The sequence below is a fragment of the Terrisporobacter muris genome (assembly GCF_024621905.1).
In the GTDB taxonomy this organism is placed as follows: Bacteria; Bacillota; Clostridia; order Peptostreptococcales; family Peptostreptococcaceae; genus Terrisporobacter; species Terrisporobacter muris.
The window spans coordinates 1-19,935 of sequence record NZ_JANKBY010000035.1 but is presented as its reverse complement, the minus strand read 5'-3'; the positions used below and the strand labels follow the sequence as shown (position 1 = coordinate 19,935).

Below are 19,935 nucleotides of genomic sequence, written 5' to 3'. Positions count from 1 at the left end.
GGGAAAAGACCTAGACGAAATAGAAGGATACATATTAAATTCAATTGAAAATTAAAAAAGTTGAAACTAAAACGAATATTTGTTAAAATATATAACGTAAGTGTTCGAAAATTAATTGAAAATAAATTATATATTAAATATTAGAAAATTTAGTATATAGATAATAGAGGTGAAATAAATGAAAACAGTAGCAGTTGTTGGTTCTCAATGGGGAGATGAGGGAAAAGGAAAAGTTATTGATTTTCTTGCTACTCAAGCTGACGTAGTAATAAGAGGACAAGGTGGAAACAATGCAGGCCATACATTAGTAGTAGATGGAAAGAAATTTGCGCTAAGATTAATACCATCAGGAATATTAAATCCAAATACTATAAATGTAATAGGAAATGGGATAGTATTTGACCCAAAAGGATTCTTTGAAGAAATAGAAATGCTTGAAAGCAATGGAATATGTACTAAAAATATTAAAATAAGTGATAGAGCGCATATAGTATTCCCATACCATAAGGAATTAGACGGATTAGCAGAAGAAGCAAGAGGAGATAACAAAATAGGAACGACTAAAAAAGGTATTGGTCCTTGCTATATGGATAAAACAGAAAGATCAGGAATCAGAGTTTGTGATTTAATGAATAAAGAAGTTTTTGCTAAAAAATTAAAACTTCAAATAGAAGCAAAAAATAAGATAGTTACAGGTGTATATGAAAAAGAAGCTATGTTTGATTTTGATGAAGTATACAATGAATTTATAGTATATGCAGAAAAAATGAGACCATATGTGGATGATACAACTGTAATAGTTTATGATGCAATAAGAGCTGGTAAAAAAGTATTATTTGAAGGTGCTCAAGGTACATTGCTAGATTTAGATCTTGGAACATACCCATTTGTAACTTCTTCTCATCCAATATCAGGTGGATTTGCAGTAGGTGCTGGTGTAGGTCCAAATATGATAAAGGATGTTGTTGGTATAGTAAAGGCTTATACAACAAGAGTTGGAGAAGGTCCTTTTGTAACTGAATTATTTGATGAAACTGGAGATAGAATAAGAACTCAAGGTCATGAATTCGGAACAGTTACAGGAAGAGCTAGAAGATGTGGTTGGTTCGATGCTGTTATAGTAAAATATGCAGCTAGAGTAAATGGATTAACTAGTATTTCATTCATGTTATTAGATGTATTAACAGGATTTGATAAAATCAAAATATGTACTGCTTATAAAATGGGAGATAAAATAATAAATAACTTCCCAGCTTCATTAGAAGATTTAGCAAAATGTGAGCCAGTATATGAAGAATTAGATGGATGGAATGAAGATATCACTAATGTTGAGAAATTTGAAGATCTTCCTGAAAATGCTAAGAAATATATAGCTAGAATAGAAGAGTTAATAGATGTTAACATAGATTTAGTATCTGTTGGTCCAAGTAGAACTCAAACAATAATAAGAAAAAATATATTTGCATAATGTTTCACATAGAACAAAAAGGAGAAAACTGTCAAAAGTTTTCTCCTTTTATTTATTTACATTAGATACTTTATTTTGCCATCTTAAATCAGCACCAACAAATTTAATCATTTTAAACTTATCAAAAATACGTGAAAAAATTCTTTGGGAATAAAGTTCACCAAGTTGTGCGGGATTAAGATTAGTAGAAATAATAGTTTTCTTACCATTTAATAAACGAGTATTTAGAATTATGAATAATTCACTAATAGTAAATGAGTTAGTAAGCTCTGTACCTAAATCATCAATTATTAAAAGATCACATTCAAATAAGTTTTCATAATCTTCTCTTGATAAATGATGATCAGAATTTCTAAACTTATACTCTTCTATGATTTCAAACATTTTAAAAGCTGTCTGATATATTACTAAGTATCCTTTATCAAGGAGTTCTTTGGCAATATAGCTAGACATAAATGTTTTTCCTAATCCTGTATCACCATAAAATAATAAGTTTTTGTCATTATCCTTATCAAAATCATAAATAAATTCATCACAATCAGATAAAATAAGTTGCATGTTTTGTCTAGGAGAAACTCCGGTACTTGGATCAACCTCTTCTGAAAAAATGCTATCATCATATGTGCACTGATTTTGTTTTTCTAACATTCTAGATAAATTAGACATTTTATATGATTCATTAATAAGAGCTTGTTTTAGACAATTGCATTTTTTCCCATTAGGAAGAAAACCTCTATCTTTGCATAAGTTACATTCATACTGAATATCAAGGTATCCCTTTGGAACATTCCAGCTGTCTAATAAAGCTTGTTTTTCATTTGTCAAAATTTGAATCTTCTCTTTAGCTTTCAAAGTAAGAGTTTCTCTATTTGATGGATTTTTAAGAACTAATTTCATCATTTCTAATCCAACTTTACTAATTTCATCCTCTATTTCTCTTACCTTAGGAATTTGCTTATAAACATCATTTTTTCTTTGTTCTAACAGTTTATCTGCTTTATCTCTTTTTCTTTCATAACCAATAAGTATATCTCTTAATTTTGACTCCTGCATTTAATCACCTACCTACTAAAATTTACCCTTTTGACTTTCCTTTAGAAGTTTTTCTAATTCATCAGGGCTGTAGTTTCTAAATGTTTCATTGATATTATGGAATCTTGTTTTAACTTTAGGAGCAGAATTATTATTTGAAGGAGTATTTTTTTTCTGTTGTTTTTTTTGATTAAATTCTTCCTCTAATCTCTCTATGTCATCTAAAGTTTTAACATTATTCTTTTTATATCTTTCGATTATACCATTTATATAAGATATAGAAGGGTTAGATGTATTTTTAGATTTACTACAAGCCTCTAGTATAATTTCTATATCCATATTGTACTTATCAATCCATATATCCATAATTCTTTTCTCTTCTGCACCAGGGTTTCTATTAAATCCAAGAGATTTAAAAATAAGTTTATGAATATCATAACGTTTCTTATCCTCGATTATACTATTTTCTATATCTTCAACAGTATAAAGACCTAAATCATACCAATTTCGAAGTATTCCTTCAATATAATTTAAATTTTTTGGAGTACCGTTATTTCTTTGTTTTGAAATCTCATAAGCATAAATAATAACATCAGGATTAACATTGAATTTTTCCCTAATATCTAATATTCTTAATTTTTCAGATGGATCAAGAAATCTTCCTATTATACGGTTTATACTATTAAACATTTTAGTTATGCTTGGATTTTCTCCAGCAGAAACTATTCTATCACTATTAGATTTAATAGAAGGTGTATTAATTTGCAGATTTTCAACATATAATCTTTTTAGATCTAAAAACTCAATAGAATAATCAAAGTCATCTGGACTGTCGTTCTTATGCATTTTTACTATGTTTTGCTTTTCCCAGAACTTCCATGCATTTATAACATCTGATAAAGGAACTTCTAAAATTCTAGAAATGGACCTGTTATCAAATTTAGGATCTGGTATGGAAGAACACACTTGTCTATATGCTAAAAGATATACCTTTGTGTATAATCCATCGCCCATAGGCATATATATATCTATGAAGATGTTTGGGATGGTTGTCTCACCAAAATCTATATCATTTTCTTCTTTATAAAAAAACATATAATCACCTCAGCTTCAATTATAACATAAAAGCTATTACAAATTTATATTGGAAGTTTTAAAAAAAAATATTCATTAAAAAGGAGGTATAAATTGGTTATTAAATTTGATAAAAAGAGAAGAAGGTTATTTTTTATAATACTAGCCCTTTTAATCATTATAGTGGGAAGTATACGTACATTTATACTTACTAACCAAAGAGAAACTTTTACTCTTCAAGATGAAAAAAATAAAAATGAATACACTATAGATGTAATATATGATGATGAAACTAATCGTATTTTATGCAACGAAAGTTTAGTTTATCAAAATAATACGAAAACCACATTAGATAAAATTTATTTACATATTTACCCCAATGCATTTTGTGAAAAAGAATCAGTGCCTTTTGAAAATTCAGAGATGAACAGAGCCTATCCAAATGGATTTAATGAAGGATATATTGATCTTAAAAATGTGTTGAGCAATAATGATAAATTAAAGTATGAAATAACAGGAGATAAAAATGATATTTTAGAAATCAAATTGGACAAATTGTTAAAAGCAGGTGAACAAGTAAAAATAGATTTAAAATATAATGTAAAGCTACCTAATTGTCTTGGAAGATTTGGTTATGGTGATAATACAGTAAATGTAACAAATTGGTTTCCTATAGCATGTGTTTATGATGACAAAGGATGGAATCTAAAAAGTTATGAAACAGTAGGAGATCCATTTTATAGTGACACGAGTAATTTTAAAGTAAAAATACTAGCACCAGTAAAATATAAGCTAGCAACTACAGGAGAAATAACAGAAAAGAAAACAGATAATGAAAAAATATTATATACCATAGATGGTAAGATGGTTAGAGATTTTGCTTTTATTTTAAGTGATAAATTTGTAGTAAATAAGAGTAACTATAAGGATATTGTTATAAATACATATAATTTAAATGATGATATGAGCCAAGAATCTATGGATGTGGCTAAGTCATCCATAGAGATTTTCAGTAACTTATTTGGTGATTATCCATATGATACATATTCAGTAGTAGCAAGTGACTTTTTTATTGGTGGAATGGAATATCCTATGTTATCTATGATAGATGAAAATCTATATAATAAAGAAAACAAGTTTTTAATGGAATACGTAATAGCTCATGAAACAGCCCATCAATGGTGGTATAGTGTTATAGGAAATGATGAAGTAAATGAACCTTGGTTAGATGAAGCATTGACAGAGTACTCTACTATTCTTTACTTTGAAGAAAAGTACGGAAAAGAAACTGGAGACAAGTTAATGAAGACTATGGAGGTTCAATCAAGAAACTATAAACCAAGTGATATATTTAAGGCAACAACAGAGTATAGGGATTCCTCAGAGTATAGCTTAAGTGTTTATACTAAGGGGGCAGTAGCTTTTAATGAAATAAGAAAAGAAGTTGGAGATGAAGTATTTTTTAATACTTTAAAAGAATACTATAGTACATATAAATTTAAAAATGTTAATGGATCTCAATTTGTTGATCTTTGGAAGAGTAAAGGTGTGGATATTGAAAAAATTATAAAAAAATGTAAATAAAATTTTTGCAAGAGCATTGAAAAATAATTTAATGCTCTGTTTTTTTGGTATAATATAAGTTATGAGAAAAAGAGAAAAGAGGTGCACCATGTTGAAGTATTGTTCTATAGGAAGCGGAAGTAGCGGGAATTGTCACTTTGTTAGTTACAAAGATACTAATATATTAATAGATGCAGGCCTTAGTGGTAAAAGAATAATGACAGGTTTAGATGAGATAAATGCTGATATAGAAAAGATAAAGGGCATATTTATAACACACGAACATTCTGACCATATAAAGGGTGCAGGAATATTATCTAGAAAATTGGACATACCTATTTTTGCAAATGTAAAAACATGGTGTGCTATGAAAGATAAATTAGGAAATGTAAAAGAAGGTAATATGAAAGTTTTTGAAAATGATAAAACTTATAGTATAGGAGATTTGGGAATTAAGCCATTCTCAATCCCGCATGACTCAAGTGATGCTGTAGGGTATAATTTATTTTCAGAGCAAGAAAAAATGTCAATTGCTACGGATATAGGATGTATAACTGATAATATTAGACAAAACTTATATAATTCAAAACTTGTAGTACTGGAGTCTAATTATGACCCAAATATGTTGATGATGGGAAGTTATACCTATAGTTTAAAAAGAAGGGTAATGTCTGATTGTGGACATTTATCAAACGAAGAAGCAGCCAAATTCTGTGTAGAGTTAATTAATAATAATACAGAATCAATATTATTAGCTCATTTAAGTAAGGAAAATAATTTTCCAGACTTAGCTTTTGCAACATCTAAGAATGTACTGGCAAATAATGATATGATAATAGGAAAAGATTTAGATTTAGAAGTTTTATCAAGAGATACAGTTTCAAAAGTCTTTGAACTGTAAAATTTGCTTAGCTAATATTATCTTTGAGCGACGTGTTGGCAAATTATTTTGCTATTGATTCAGATACATCTGTTGTTTAAAAGATAAAGTTAATAAGAGGAGAAAAATATGCGTATTAGTGTAGTTTGTGTAGGAAAAATAAAAGAGAAATATTTAAAATTAGGAATAGATGAATTTTCAAAAAGATTATCAAAATATTGCAAGTTAGAGGTAATAGAATTGGATGATGAGAAAGCTCCTGAAAATCTAAGTGATAAAGAAATGATGATGATTAAGGAGAAGGAAGGTAAGAAGATTCTAAGTAAAATAAAGGACAACTCCCATGTGATAGCACTTGCTATAGATGGAAAGAATTTGTCATCTGAAGAGTTGGCAGATACAATAGACAATCTAGGCGTTAGAGGGACTAGTCATATAGTATTTGTTATTGGTGGTTCTTTAGGGCTTTCTGACGATGTGATGAGAAGAGCTAATTATAAGTTATCTTTCTCTAAGATGACTTTCCCTCACCAGTTAATGAGGTTGATATTGTTGGAGCAAGTTTATAGAGCTTATAGAATAAATAATGGAGAACCGTATCACAAGTAACGGAGCGGGTTTTTGATGACAATAGAAAAGCTACTTAGTTAGCAAATAGGAGGACTTAAATATGGCAAAATCATTTGTAAAATGGCCAGGTGGTAAAACAGATGAATTAAGTATTATATATAAATATATGCCAGATCATATAAATAATTATATAGAACCATTCTTAGGAGGAGGAGCATGTTTTCTATCATTGAGACCAGAGCAGTATAACTGTGCATATATAAATGATTATTCTAATGAATTAATTAGTTTATACATGATGATAAAAAATAGAAATGAGTTATTTGTGAATTGTTTATATGATATTTGGCATTTGTGGAATTATACAGGTATACTTGCTGAAGAAAATTATGAGATAATAAGGCAAATATATTCTTTATTCAAAAATGATGAGATATCTTATAAGGATTTAACTATAAAGATAGATAAATTAATAGATAAAAAAAGAATAGAAATAGAAGTTGAAGTACGTAATAATATAAATATAATTACTGACGATTTAATTAAAGAGATAAAAAAATCACTCAAGTCTAAGTTAAGAACTATAAAAAATAATGAAATGAAAAAACAAGATCTTCCAGAAGAAGACTATCATAAAAATTTTGAAGCTGGATTTAAAGCAGGAGTATATACATTTTATAGAAAGATATATAATAAAAGAGACAAGCTTAATATATCACATGAATTGCACATAGCATTATTTTTCTATTTGAGGGAGTTTTGTTATTCATCCATGTTTAGATATAATAAATCAGGAGAATTTAACGTACCTTATGGAGGCGCATCATATAATTCTAAAGGATTCATAACTAAAATAAATTATTTTTGGTCACAAGAATTACAAGATGTGCTTCAAGAAGCTAATATATATAATCTAGATTTTGAAGAATTTTTTAGAAAATTAACAATTGAAGAAGATGACTTTGTGTTTTTAGACCCACCTTATGATACTACATTTTCTAAGTATGCAAATAATGACTTCACATCAGAAGATCAAGTTAGACTAGCCAATTATTTAATTAATGAGTGTAAGGGGAAATTTATGATGATAATTAAAAATACAGATTTTATTTATAATTTGTATAATAGAGAAGGTATAAATATAATAGGATTCGATAAGAAATATAAGGTTAGTTTTCAGGATAGAAATGATAAGCAAGTAGAACATATAATAATAAAAAATTATTAAAAAAGAAGTGTATACTTCTTTTTTTTTAATTTTTTATTGACAATCTAGGCAAAAAGAATTAACATAAAATCAAGAAATCAAATAATTCTCTGATTTCAAAAGAAAGGTGGTTAAGTTTGATTAAAATAGGAAGTAATAATTTTTTGACAATAGAAGAGATAGCAGAAGGTTTTAATGTAGATGTAGATAAAGTATATGAATTATTTACAAAGTATGATGTAAAGAGTATTCAATTTAATGGAAATATGTATGTATTAGAAAATGAATTTTTAAAGATCTTTACAGAAGAACCATCAATATACAAAGTAAACGATAATAATAAAAAATACCCAGTAACTGAAAAACAAATACTTACAGAAGCTATAAGTTTGTTACAACATACTGGTCAATTATCTATTAAAGAATTACGAGAGAGACTAAAAGAAACGATGGATTTGTCAGAAGAAGATTTACAAATAAATAAAAATAGAAATGACACAAAGTTTGATCAAAAAGTTAGGAATTTAATTTCTCATAGAGATAGTAATGGACTTATAGAGTATTGTGATTATGAGAAAATAGGTAAAGAAGGATTTTTAAAATTAAAAAGGGGGAGCAGTAAATGAGCTGTTATTCAGAAAAAGAAATAATGGAAGTTGCAATAAAGGTATTAGAGGAATATGGAGAATTAAATACTACAGAGCTAAAAGAAATACTTAATGATATAATGAAGCCAAGTGGAGAAGATTTACAAATAAATAAAAATAGAAGTGATACAAAGTTTGATCAAAAAGTTAGAAATATGATTTCACATAGAGATACAAATGATTTAGATAAATATTTTAATTATAGTAAGAGTGGGAAAGTTGGTATTTTAACATCTAAGTCAATGATAAAAAATGCTATAACGGCTAAAGATGAAGAAGCACAATATGGAGAAATATTTAAAGATACAAAAAAAATTGAAAAAAGAAAAGAAAAGAAAAAAGTATTTAACTCAAGAAAAGTAGATTTTGAAGAGATAAATAAGCTTAATAAAGAAATAGGATATTTAGGAGAAAAATTTGTCCTTGAAAGAGAAAAGAATATACTAGGATATCCTTTAAATGAAAAAGTTAGACATGTATCTGAAGAAGATGGTGATGGTGCAGGATATGATATATTATCATATACACCAGAAGGAGAAATACGCTTCCTGGAAGTTAAAACGACTACTGGAGGTAAGGAAACTGCATTCTATATAAGTGAAAATGAAAGATTATTTTTAGAAATATATAAAGAGGATGCTGAAATAGTAAGAGTATATAATTTTGATAAAGAAAAATGTATAGGAGAAGTATACAGAATATCAGGAAAAGATTTTTTAGAGCAAATAAGTTTGCAACCAATAACATATAAAGCTAAATTAAATAAGGAGAAGTCATAATATGAATAATTTGTCAGAGGAAAACTTAGTAGAATTTTTATTAGTTAAGCTGAGAGCAGAAAGAAGGGTTTCATTAAGTGAATTTAAAAGAGCTGTAAGAGCTGGTTTTTTATTAACTGAACATGATTTAAGTCCTTCTCCAAGTAGACCAAATGAACTAAGATATGAACAACGTTGTAGAAATTTAAAATGCCATAATAAATTTCCTAGACATATAATAGGATATGAAAATCAAGTGTTCTATCTTATAGAAGATAGTCGTATTGAAAATGAATTTTAAATATATATTATAACTATGAGAAGGCTAGATGAAGTAAAAATACTTTATCTAGCCTTATTTTAATTCGAAAACAAGGAGAAAGATACAATGATAATAAGCATTTGGAAAAAACAAGATTTAAGATTAGTAAAAGAACTACCACTAGGAGTAATATCTACAATAGAAGATACAATACAAATACTAGATGAAAACTACGGTACAGAAAGAACAGCAGAAGATTTAGGAGGATACATAGTTGTAATAGATAAAGCTGGAATAGAAGAATTAAAGCAACATCAACTAAAAGGAATAGTACCTGAATACATAGATGAGATAGAAGGAACTGATTACATTTCAGTTCTATTTTTGTGTTCGAGTGATTTTTCAATAGTTGTTATTTGTAAAAGAGAATTAAAAGATCTAATTGAAAAAATAGATTAGTAGAAGGAGATGATTACAATGGATAAAAAGAAAATACCTGCAAAAAGAGTTGGCATAGTTTCATTGAAGCTAGTAAAGGAGAATAGTGTTCTATATGAAACTAGAACCATAAGAAGTCCGTATGATGCTTACAAGCTAATAAAAAACTTTTTGATAGATAGTGATAGAGAAAAGTTTGTAGTAGTTTGTTTAGATGTAAAGAATCAACCTGTAAATATTTCTGTAGTTTCAATTGGTAGTGTAAGTTCTACAATAGTACATCCAAGAGAAGTTTTTAAAGTGGCTATGTTAAGCAATGCTTCAAAAATAATCTGCTTTCATAATCATCCATCAGGAAATCTAAAATGCAGTAAAGAAGATGAAAACATTACCAATAGATTGAAAGAGTGTGGAGAAATACTTGGAATAGAATTAGTAGACCACATAATAGTAGGAGATAACAATACATACTTTAGTTTTAAAGAAAATTGCATGATGTAGGAAGTCTTAGCTTAACAAAAATAGGCTAGGACTTTTTCTATGTTCCAAAAAGATCTAATAGTAATTTAGATTAAAACCCGAAATCCCGTAAGATTTTAAATAAAGAATAGAAATAATTAATATAACTAAAAAATAACGGGGTTTTGGGATTTTTACAAGAAATAAAATAAGGAACTTTTCAAGAGATAATTGCAAAGAAACTTTCTATAAAAATAGTTATTATTAGTTAAGTAAATGCAAAAGGAGGTGGAGTATGAAGATAGGGAGAAGTGATTTTAAAGGTATTTATGCAGAAATGTCTGAAATTCTAGGTGAAGAAATAGTAAAAATAATACATAAGCATTACAAAGGACAACAGGTTAATTTTCCTATGAAGTTATATTCAAATGAGTATGTAGAAAGATATATAATGGAAAATTACTCTAAAAAAAGTGTAAGAGATATATCTAGGGAGCTAGGCTATTCTGATAAATGGATACAAAGATTAATAAAAAAGCTTAATTTAAAATAATGTAAAAATTAATAATAGTTATTTTAATAGGAGAAGAATTATTGAAGCCGTTTAAGATTCAATATATAAAAGTAGTATAAAAAGCAATAAAAGACTTAGATAAAATAGAATTTAAAAATGTACAAATGAGGGAGTAGAGATTATGTTAGAGACAATATTTGGTTTACTTAAAGAATTTTCATTATTCATATCATTAATAATAGGTTTACCACTAGGTTATAAGATTATAAAGTGGCTAAGAAGTAACTTTGTTTTCTTTGGAACACCTACTGGATTAATATCAGCATTTGTAGCAGGAATACTTTTACCAGTAGCATTTATAAACATGACATTAGAAGGTGGCATAAATATAGTTGAAAAAAATGTAATTCAAATGACTAAACCTAAGTATATAAAATATTTGGAACTTGCAAGAGAGTCTGATGATGATATGGAAAAAATGGAGTACATTAAAAAGTCACTTAAGAAAGAGTACAATACAGATGCCTTAGAATATTCTAAAGAAGTTTTAATCTCAATTGCTATTGATGGTGAAGATTATGAAAAATATTTCGATGTTGTAAAACCTGAAATGAAAGAAGAGCATATAAATGTAATATATATGAGAATATACGAAAAACTAGCATACAAAGAATACTACAATAAGAACTATGATGTTAGTCTAGAATATTTAGAAAAAGCGAAAAAACTAGGAGGCAAAAAGAATGAGAATGACGAAGATGACATATATGTACTATTAGAAGAGAAACAAAATGAAATGGATCTTAATAGTTTATACGATGAATATAAGGACAAGTTAGATTCAATTCAAGATGAGGTAGATGGTTTAACTCATGATGGTTCAACATTAGAAATAGCATCTCAAGTATATAAAAAATGGGATGATATGTTAAATGAAATATATGGATTGCTTAAAGATAAATTACCGAGTGAAGATTTTGAAATACTTAAAGAAGAACAAATTCAATGGGTATCGGATAGAGATTCAGAAGAAGATGGAATAGAGTATGTAGATGATGAAGATTATACAGAAACATTAGCAACATTAACAAAAGAAAGATGTTATGAATTAATAGGAAGATATATGCAATAATTAGGAACTGTTTTAAATTGAAATATAAATAGATATTATAAAAGTGATGATATCTAGACTGATAGATAATCAACTTAAGGAACATAGATAGTAAGGTAGATGTGGTAAATAAAAATCATATCTACCTTTTTTAATTTGTAGAAAAGGAAGGAGAGAATAAAATGATAATCAAGATTTGGAAAGAGAAAGACTTAGAACTAGTAAGGGAATTACCTGAGAAAGTAAAAGAAACTATAAAAGAAAATGTACAGATTTTAGTAGAAGAGTACGGAGAAGAAAGAACAGAAAAAGACCTAGGTGGATACATAGCAGTAGTAGACGAAGAAGGTTTAAAAGAACTAAAAGAAAAAGTACTAAAAAATACAATACCAGAATACATAGATGAAATAGGAGGAGCTGACTACATATTAGCTCTATTTTTGTGTGGAAGTGACTTTGCAGTAGTAGTAATTTGTAATAAGAAACTAATAAACATAGTTGAAGAATAGAAAGGAAATACATAATGTTTACAAATGAAAGATACCTAACAAGAGAAGTAGCTGACCAAGTACCAATAAGCATACAAATACTAATGTGGGATTTGGTAGAGAAACTAGAAGAAAAAGACTACCTACAAATCTTTGAATTGACTCCAAAAGAAAGTGGAATAGTGGAAATAGTACATAAACAGGAGAACCCCGAAACCACGTCTAAATATAAAATAAAAAATACTGAGATAAAAAATAAAATGAAACTATACATAATTGATAATGGGGAATATAGCACTTTAATGTTCAGTCATGAGTTCTAGAAATAAGGAGATAAATAAAATGATAAAACATAAATCAACAATATTGAATCAACTATTCTATTCAGAAATGAAGGCTTTGGTAGATAAGTTTAATAAGATAAAAGAAAATGAAATACTTGAAATAGAAGAGATACTTAGACCTATAAAGGATGAAGATATTAAATCATACCTAATAAATAAACCTAAGAAACTATCAGAGATAATAAAAGAAAATAAGAAAATGAAGTTAAAACGTGGAGAGATAGAACTATTTGGTTTTGTAAATTCAGAAATAGAAGAAGTAGACATAAGTAAAGCTAAAGAATATTACGAAGAACTATTAGCTATTGATTACGTTGAAATAGGAGAATACATAATTTACAAAACAGGAATCTGCTTAAAAGAGTATGCTTACTCAGTATTTGAAAACAGATTAAGTGACGAATTTTGGGTAGAGAAGATGTTTTCAAAGGATGATGTGATAAACATGTGGGTTAATGAAATTACTAAGGAACAAGCTCTTGAAGAAATACTAGATAATACTGACTTAGAAGAAGCTTTAGAACTATACCCACAATATGCATTAAGCATAAATGGAATAGACTATAAATACTCACAAGTAGAAGAGTAAAAATGATTGAAAAAATGACGTGGAAACGTGGATGTAAAAAGTCTACGTTTCTATTCAATTGGAAACAAGAAGGAATAGAGAAAAACAAACTAAAAGGAGAAAAGAAAGATGAGTAAAAGAGTAGTGAAAACAACTGACTATTGCACAATACTTCAACAATCAATAATAGACAAAGGTACGTTTGCATATGGCGTAGAGAAAATAATAATAAATGAGGGTAACGGGGAAGAAGAGATAAGATGGGTATTTTTCAAAGATACTATGAGAGCTAAAAAGCAATTGATAGCAAGACCATTAGACCTACCAGAAGAAGATTTGCTGGAATTGATAAAAAAGTCAATAAAAGAAAAATTGTTTTCTAAGGAATTCATAGATGGGTTAAAAGACATACTTAGTAAGTGATGAAAAAGAAGAACTACTCCAAATGGCACTATAAAATCCATAAGAAGTAGTTCTATTAACTAATAATAAACTTAGTATTAATTTGTTATAAACTAGTAGTTAGCTTATTATTAATTAATTCAAATAACTTATTTTTTTGCTATTCTTTGAATAAATGAACTATTTGACTTCTTCTTCCAATTAATTAAATTTAAATAAAATGAATCAAGGGATTCTTCATTTAAGAATAATAATTTGATACAATCTTTACTTGTACAAATTTCTAAATATCCAAAGTTAGAGTTATCAATAGTATGTTGGTAATATTTGTGAAGTTTCTTTAATAAGTACTCAATATCATATTTAGATTTTGACTTAGTCTGCGAAGGATTAAACTTTAGTATGATACAATACAAATCGCAACTCATACCAACATCATCACCTTCATAATCAAAAGCAGGTGAACCAATTAATAAAGGTCTATAAACATCAAAGAATACTAAAGCTCTTACAATAGATGCTTCAATATCACTAATATCATATTTAAAATCAATGCTGTAAGTATTATCTTTAGATGGGTAAATGCCCAAACTCTTTAAGTCATCTCTTATTCTTGACTTAGAAACAAATCCAAATTTATCAGTAAAATCTTCATAATTACATAATTCAAAAACTTCATTAAATGTTAAAGGGTTATCTCTGTTAGATACCATTATTTTTTTCAAAAACGCTCTTCTTGAAGCTATTTCATCTTTACTAGCCATAAAAACCTCCTATATAAAATAAAGTATTTCTAAAGCAAAAGGCTACTATGTAACATTATATATTTTAAAAATAAAAATGTAAATCGTAAAATACTATGATGTAACGATTGATAAAAATGAAAAGTGAGATAGAAATGAAAAGACAAAATTGCAAAAATATAAAAATCAACTAAAATACTTATTGTGAGACAAAACAAACAAGAAAATTTTAGGAGGAATACAAAAATGCCTAGATTACAAAAAGTACAACAAACAACAAAAAAGGTATTTAAGAAGAAACAAGAACAAAAAACATTAGTTAGAAGATTAAGAAAGTTAGGGTTAGGTAGACATGAAGTAACAATAAAAAAAGCAGAGATAGTAAAAGAAAAAGAACATTTGATAAGGTTAACATTAGAGTCATTAGACGATGAAAGAAAAGGAATATTCATAATTCCTATGGATGGGTATGCAATGGATAGTTTAGTACATATTACCTATGGTGATGATGTTGAGGATGTATACTTAGAAGATTTAGAGGGACAAGATGTAGCAGTAGAAATAGTAAGGAATAAAAGATACTTAAATATAGATTACTTTGAAGCTTTAGAATCTCATGAAGATGTTGATTATGATGAGGAACAGGAAGAATTAGAACTTGACATAGACTTTAGTGATATTGAATCTGATAATGAAAATTTAGAAATTGATTACCTAGATGAATTAATGGAGGAATAAAGTACTATGAATAAAGATAATACAACACTTCTATTTGATGACGTATACCCATTGGAAGATGGTAATTACTACGATCATCCAGACCATGGAAGCATTAAATTTAGTCAACCAATTTGTGTGCTAGAAAAAACTAGAGACTTAGATACTGATGAGATGAGTTTAAAATTACAGTTTGATAGCTTTGGAAAAAATAAGTATATAATAGCGAAAAGAGATGAGTGTCTTGACATTAATTACTTAATGAGTATTCAAAAAATGGGATTGGATATTCATCCATTCAATAAGAATTTAGTATTAAAACACATATTAAATGAAGAAAGATTAGCTGAAACAATTAATAGTCATTCTAAAATTGGATTTGGAGAATATGAAGGAGATACTATCTATAAGTTACATGGATGTACAGGAATAGATAGTATCTACACTGGAAAATTTGATGTAGAGCCTAAAGGTAGCAAAGAAGAATGGTTACAAATGTTTGAGGAAGAGGTTCAAGGCAATTCATGCCTTGAGCTAACTATCTCAATATCACTATCTTCAATAGTAACAGGGTTCATAGGAGAAAAATACTCATTAGAAACATTGATAGTACATATACCTGGGAATAGTAGTACAGGAAAAACTACAGCTTTACGATTAGCTATATCAATGTTTGGTTCTCCTAAAATAAGCAATAATTCATTATTTTCAACATATAATACGACAGAAAATGCAATGTCGAATAGACTTGGAGGTACTAAAGGATTGACTTTTGCATTTGATGAGATATCCACAAGTAACATAAATAATTTTACGAAACTAATTTACACTCTATCGAGTGGAATAGACAAAGCAAGACTAAATAAAAATTCAGAATTAAGAGAGCAAGGAACTTGGCTTGGGACAATATTCTCTAATGGGGAGAAGTCAATATTAGGGTCTGCTAATAAAAATGCAGGTTTGCAAATAAGAGTAGTTGAATTAGAACAAGATTCGTGGACAAGTAGTGCAGACAATGCTGAAAAAATAAATGAAGTAGTTTCAAATAATTATGGTCATATAGCAATTGAATTTGCAGAATTTATAATAAATTTAGGAAGACAATATGTATGTGAACTCTATGAAAAAGATATTCAGATACTAAAAAAAGTAATGAAAAAACATAATGTAGAAGATGAGTTTACAAGTAGAAGGGCTAATAAACTAGCAATAATACTTTCGACAGCCAAGCTATTTCAAAAATATTTAAGTGAAGAATTAGAGCTAGATATAAATCTAAACATAAATGGAATGATAAAGATACTAATTGAATCAGAGAGAGAATCTATTAAGTCAAGGAACTTAGACAAATCAGCTTATGAACATATACGTCAATATGTCATAAATAACAAGCATAAATTTGAAACTAATTTCTCAGATAATAGAAAGAAGCACTATACTAACTCATCTGAATACAGTGAGCAACCTAGGTGGGAGATAATAGGAAAATTAACTAAGAAAAAGGATTATATAGAACTTGAAATGACACCTAATAAATTTGAAGTAATGTTGAAAGAAGGAGGATTTGAAGATAAGAAAGTAGTCTTAAAAGAATTGAAAAAGAAAGGAATACTTGATTGTGATAAAGATAGATATACTAGAAAAAGACTAGGGTTTGGAGGCATATCGACTTCTATGATAGTAGTTAAACTAGCTAGGAGTACAAAGAATGTTAAAACGGGGGAAATAACAAAACCCCGTTTAAAATAAAATAATAACCCAAATTACAAAATAAGATAGGGAGAATATAAAATGAACTACGAAATGATGAACATGTTAGCAATGAATGAACAAGAAGATGAGCAACAAGAATTTGATTGTTGGCTAGATAAAGCACAAAGAAGAGAAGAGCTAATAAACAAAATAGATTTAGATGAAATAAATATGATAGCAACATACTGGAAACCTACAGAAGCAGTTAGATGTCTATCGAATATTCTAACTGCAATAGTAAGAATAAAATGATAATAAAATAATGAAAGTGGAAACGTGAAAAGAAGAAACCACGTTTCCACGTGAAACCTGAAATAAATATAGAAATTTCTATTAGTACAATATAAATACATTAAATCTTAAAAGAATATATTAAAAAATAATGGAGGAATAAACATGGAAAACATACAAGAAATAATAACAGCAGATAAAATGAATGAAAGTGATTCAAATAAGAAAGGATATAATCAATTAAAAGTAATCAAACCGAAAACCATGAGTAATACTAGAGGAACTAAAAGTTCAAAAGGTGTATGTACAGTAATAAATTCTAGACAAAATGGTAAGAGATTAATCTTAGCGAAAGAAACTATGGATTATCTTAAAAATCCAACCAAAATTGAAGTTGGATTTACTCAAGACGGTATAGTAATAGCTGAGAAATTACCAGAGAATGGAGTTAGCTTTTCTATAAAGAAAAGTGGAAATAAAATGGTAATATATTCATCTGGATTAGTCAAAGAAATAACAGAATTATTCAATTTAGATTTTAGTAATAGAGTATCAATTACCTTTACTGAAGCAGAAGAATATGATGATTTAGATAATCCTATAGTTAAGATTAAGGCTATATAGTCATATATAAATGTAAGTAATTTATTTAAATTAGATAAAGGAGTATATAGTAGCTTAAAAGTGATATGTTATATCACATTGGTACCTTCACAGCCTAGAATATTGGCACTATCGGAATGTGGCTAGTGGAGGTACCAGTAGAAATAGATTAAGAAAGATAGGACTTAATAAACTACAATGGAGATCGATTAACTTTAAATTAAAACTAAAATAGATATTATTAATTTAGTGAAATAATATTGGAGGATACTAATGGATACATTTACAATAGAACAGATAAAAGCAGATGAAATAATAGAAATACTAAGTAACATAATACAAAAACAGCTAAATATAGAAGATAAAACATTTGGAGGTGAGGACAATGAAAGTAAGTAAAAGGGTTGCAATCTATTGTAGAGTATCAACAACTGAACAAGCTGAGGAAGGTTACAGTATAGATGAGCAAAATGTTAAGATAACTGAATATTGTAATAAGGAAGGACATGAAATTTACAAACTCTACGAAGATAGAGGGATAAGTGGAAAGAATATAACTAATAGACCTGGCATAAAACAACTACTACATGATGCTACTGAAAATAAGTTTGATTTAGTAATAGTTTGGAAGTTAAACAGGATAAGCAGAAAGCTTCTAGACATACTAAATATAGTAGAATTACTAGATAAACATAACATAGCATTTCGTTCACTAACTGAGAGTTTTGAAACAGAAACTCCATCAGGAAAACTTCAACTAAACATAATGGGAGCAATAGGAGAATTTGAAAGAGAAACTATTGCAGAAAATGTGAAAATGGGCATGATTTCTAGAAGCAGACAGGGGTCATGGAATGGTGGCATAGTACTAGGATATGATTCAGTAGAACTTCCTAATGAGGGTAAGAAAAGAAAGAATACAGTACTAAAAATAAATGAAAATGAAGCAAATACAGTAAGAAAGATATTTCAACTATACAGTCAAGGTCATGGATACAAAGCAATAGTAAATAAGATAAATAAAGAAGGATACAAGACAAAGAAAGGTAATCAATTTGCTGTTTCTACAGTAAAAACCATATTACAAAATCCCATATACATTGGGAAAATAAGATTCAATGTAAGACAAGATTGGGCAAAGAAAAGAAGACAAAAAATAAATGAAAATCCGATATTAGTAGAAGGACAACATGAACCAATAATTGACGTGGAAACGTGGAATAAAGTACAAGTAATCCTAAAAGAAAGAAGTAAGAAACATAATAAAGTGTATGATAGTGAACAACCTTTGACTGGAATACTAAAATGTCCAGCATGTGGAGCAAGTATGACTATAAGTAGATCAACTACTAAAAGAGCAGATGGAAGTAAGAGAGTGATAGAAACATACAGTTGTGGTAATTGGAAGAATAAAGGAACAGCAGTATGTAACTCTAACTCAATAAGAGTAGAAAAAGCAAATGCATATGTAATGAATAAGGTTTCAGAGCTAGTAAATGATGAATCAATACTAAGAAAAGTAGTTGATAACATAAATAAGAATAAATCTACTAAATTGAAACCTACATTGGATCAGATAGAACAAGTAAACAAAGAGATAAAAAAGCTAAGTATAAAGAAAGATAAGAACTTAGAACTATTTGAAGATGGAATACTTGCTAAAAGTGAGCTATCAACAAGAATTAAATCAATAAATGATGACATAGAGAAATTAAAATTGAGAGAACAAGAATTAAAGCAAGAGGTTGACATTGCAGAGGGAGAACCTGTGTCATATGAACTAGTTCGAGATGTAATGACTAGATTCAAAGAAGTGTTCCTAAGTATGGGAACAAGTCAACAAAGGAAACAATTGATACATTTGCTAATTTCTAAGATAACGATGAATAAGGAAAGAGAGATAGATAGCATAGAGATACAAATAAATAATGATGTGATAACATACTTAAAGAAGGATGGGTTGCCAAATAAAAAAGGTAACCCATCCTTTTTGCATTTATTTAGAATGAATAATATTAATTTAAAGATAGCTATTTAATATTAAGTAAGAAAAAAATGACAAAAAATAACAATTGAAAAATATATAATAATAAATATATAATAA

General features: G+C 27.9%; 25 protein-coding genes. 22 read left to right on the top strand and 3 right to left on the bottom strand.

Annotation, left to right across the window (positions count from 1 at the left end; all coding sequences use genetic code 11):
• Positions 1-178 precede the first annotated feature (178 nt).
• Positions 179-1,468 carry an adenylosuccinate synthase gene (locus NSA58_RS04885; protein WP_257560213.1) on the top strand — a complete coding sequence of 430 codons (1,290 nt, stop codon included), beginning with the start codon at positions 179-181 and terminating at the stop codon, positions 1,466-1,468.
• Positions 1,469-1,516: 48 nt separating this feature from the next.
• On the opposite strand, the gene NSA58_RS04880 is transcribed toward NSA58_RS04885, so the two are convergent.
• Complete coding sequence (locus tag NSA58_RS04880) at positions 1,517-2,521, bottom strand: ATP-binding protein (protein WP_257560212.1); 1,005 nt, start codon at positions 2,519-2,521, stop codon at positions 1,517-1,519.
• Positions 2,522-2,536: 15 nt separating this feature from the next.
• Complete coding sequence (locus NSA58_RS04875; RefSeq protein ID WP_039679977.1) at positions 2,537-3,595, bottom strand: DnaD domain protein; 1,059 nt, start codon at positions 3,593-3,595, stop codon at positions 2,537-2,539.
• Between the two features lie 93 nt (positions 3,596-3,688).
• Between NSA58_RS04875 and NSA58_RS04870 the strand changes: the two genes are divergently transcribed.
• The 15 genes from NSA58_RS04870 to NSA58_RS04800 all read left to right on the top strand — a co-directional run bounded on the left by NSA58_RS04870 (position 3,689) and on the right by NSA58_RS04800 (position 13,806).
• Positions 3,689-5,158 (top strand): M1 family metallopeptidase, encoded by a 1,470-nt coding sequence (locus NSA58_RS04870; RefSeq protein ID WP_052233008.1) that lies wholly within the window; start codon positions 3,689-3,691, stop codon positions 5,156-5,158.
• Between the two features lie 88 nt (positions 5,159-5,246).
• Complete coding sequence (locus NSA58_RS04865) at positions 5,247-6,038, top strand: MBL fold metallo-hydrolase (protein WP_039679978.1); 792 nt, start codon at positions 5,247-5,249, stop codon at positions 6,036-6,038.
• 108 nt (positions 6,039-6,146) lie between these two features.
• The gene (gene rlmH, locus NSA58_RS04860) at positions 6,147-6,626 is read left to right on the top strand and encodes a 23S rRNA (pseudouridine(1915)-N(3))-methyltransferase RlmH (RefSeq protein ID WP_039679979.1); all 480 of its coding nucleotides are present in this window, start codon (positions 6,147-6,149) and stop codon (positions 6,624-6,626) included.
• A gap of 61 nt (positions 6,627-6,687) precedes the next feature.
• Complete coding sequence (locus NSA58_RS04855) at positions 6,688-7,815, top strand: DNA adenine methylase (RefSeq protein WP_257560211.1); 1,128 nt, start codon at positions 6,688-6,690, stop codon at positions 7,813-7,815.
• Positions 7,816-7,931: 116 nt separating this feature from the next.
• Positions 7,932-8,420 carry a hypothetical protein gene (locus NSA58_RS04850; RefSeq protein WP_257560210.1) on the top strand — a complete coding sequence of 163 codons (489 nt, stop codon included), beginning with the start codon at positions 7,932-7,934 and terminating at the stop codon, positions 8,418-8,420.
• On the top strand, positions 8,417-9,220 hold the full coding sequence (locus NSA58_RS04845; protein WP_257560209.1) for a DUF3883 domain-containing protein: 804 nt from the start codon (positions 8,417-8,419) through the stop codon (positions 9,218-9,220). Before NSA58_RS04850 ends, NSA58_RS04845 begins: the two co-directional genes overlap by 4 nt.
• Position 9,221: 1 nt before the next feature.
• Positions 9,222-9,500: a hypothetical protein gene (locus tag NSA58_RS04840; RefSeq protein WP_257560208.1), complete on the top strand. Its 279-nt coding sequence runs from the start codon at positions 9,222-9,224 to the stop codon at positions 9,498-9,500.
• 87 nt (positions 9,501-9,587) lie between these two features.
• Positions 9,588-9,920 (top strand): hypothetical protein, encoded by a 333-nt coding sequence (locus NSA58_RS04835; protein WP_257560207.1) that lies wholly within the window; start codon positions 9,588-9,590, stop codon positions 9,918-9,920.
• Between the two features lie 18 nt (positions 9,921-9,938).
• The gene (locus NSA58_RS04830) at positions 9,939-10,400 is read left to right on the top strand and encodes a JAB domain-containing protein (protein ID WP_257560206.1); all 462 of its coding nucleotides are present in this window, start codon (positions 9,939-9,941) and stop codon (positions 10,398-10,400) included.
• Between the two features lie 253 nt (positions 10,401-10,653).
• The gene (locus tag NSA58_RS04825; RefSeq protein ID WP_257560205.1) at positions 10,654-10,911 is read left to right on the top strand and encodes a Mor transcription activator family protein; all 258 of its coding nucleotides are present in this window, start codon (positions 10,654-10,656) and stop codon (positions 10,909-10,911) included.
• A 142-nt stretch (positions 10,912-11,053) separates the two neighbouring features.
• Positions 11,054-12,004: a lysozyme inhibitor LprI family protein gene (locus tag NSA58_RS04820; RefSeq protein WP_257560204.1), complete on the top strand. Its 951-nt coding sequence runs from the start codon at positions 11,054-11,056 to the stop codon at positions 12,002-12,004.
• 161 nt (positions 12,005-12,165) lie between these two features.
• On the top strand, positions 12,166-12,492 hold the full coding sequence (locus NSA58_RS04815) for a hypothetical protein (protein ID WP_257560203.1): 327 nt from the start codon (positions 12,166-12,168) through the stop codon (positions 12,490-12,492).
• A 14-nt stretch (positions 12,493-12,506) separates the two neighbouring features.
• The gene (locus NSA58_RS04810) at positions 12,507-12,794 is read left to right on the top strand and encodes a DUF960 domain-containing protein (RefSeq protein ID WP_257560202.1); all 288 of its coding nucleotides are present in this window, start codon (positions 12,507-12,509) and stop codon (positions 12,792-12,794) included.
• Positions 12,795-12,813: 19 nt separating this feature from the next.
• Positions 12,814-13,404 carry a hypothetical protein gene (locus NSA58_RS04805; protein WP_103979943.1) on the top strand — a complete coding sequence of 197 codons (591 nt, stop codon included), beginning with the start codon at positions 12,814-12,816 and terminating at the stop codon, positions 13,402-13,404.
• Between the two features lie 108 nt (positions 13,405-13,512).
• Positions 13,513-13,806 carry a hypothetical protein gene (locus NSA58_RS04800; RefSeq protein ID WP_257560201.1) on the top strand — a complete coding sequence of 98 codons (294 nt, stop codon included), beginning with the start codon at positions 13,513-13,515 and terminating at the stop codon, positions 13,804-13,806.
• A gap of 128 nt (positions 13,807-13,934) precedes the next feature.
• Here the strand turns inward: NSA58_RS04800 and NSA58_RS04795 are convergent, their stop codons facing one another.
• Positions 13,935-14,549 (bottom strand): hypothetical protein, encoded by a 615-nt coding sequence (locus NSA58_RS04795; protein WP_103979941.1) that lies wholly within the window; start codon positions 14,547-14,549, stop codon positions 13,935-13,937.
• A 225-nt stretch (positions 14,550-14,774) separates the two neighbouring features.
• Here NSA58_RS04795 and NSA58_RS04790 point away from each other — a divergent pair, with 225 nt between their 5' ends.
• The 6 genes from NSA58_RS04790 (at position 14,775) to NSA58_RS04765 (ending at position 19,869) form a co-directional block, all read left to right on the top strand.
• Entirely contained in the window at positions 14,775-15,266 is a 492-nt protein-coding gene (locus NSA58_RS04790) for a hypothetical protein (protein ID WP_257560200.1), read from the top strand.
• A 6-nt stretch (positions 15,267-15,272) separates the two neighbouring features.
• Positions 15,273-16,994 carry a DUF927 domain-containing protein gene (locus tag NSA58_RS04785; protein ID WP_257560199.1) on the top strand — a complete coding sequence of 574 codons (1,722 nt, stop codon included), beginning with the start codon at positions 15,273-15,275 and terminating at the stop codon, positions 16,992-16,994.
• A 42-nt stretch (positions 16,995-17,036) separates the two neighbouring features.
• The gene (locus NSA58_RS04780) at positions 17,037-17,249 is read left to right on the top strand and encodes a hypothetical protein (RefSeq protein WP_257560198.1); all 213 of its coding nucleotides are present in this window, start codon (positions 17,037-17,039) and stop codon (positions 17,247-17,249) included.
• A gap of 144 nt (positions 17,250-17,393) precedes the next feature.
• Positions 17,394-17,852 (top strand): hypothetical protein, encoded by a 459-nt coding sequence (locus NSA58_RS04775; protein WP_257560197.1) that lies wholly within the window; start codon positions 17,394-17,396, stop codon positions 17,850-17,852.
• Between the two features lie 252 nt (positions 17,853-18,104).
• Complete coding sequence (locus NSA58_RS04770; protein ID WP_257560196.1) at positions 18,105-18,230, top strand: hypothetical protein; 126 nt, start codon at positions 18,105-18,107, stop codon at positions 18,228-18,230.
• On the top strand, positions 18,217-19,869 hold the full coding sequence (locus NSA58_RS04765; protein ID WP_257560195.1) for a recombinase family protein: 1,653 nt from the start codon (positions 18,217-18,219) through the stop codon (positions 19,867-19,869). Before NSA58_RS04770 ends, NSA58_RS04765 begins: the two co-directional genes overlap by 14 nt.
• Positions 19,870-19,935: the final 66 nt, after the last annotated feature.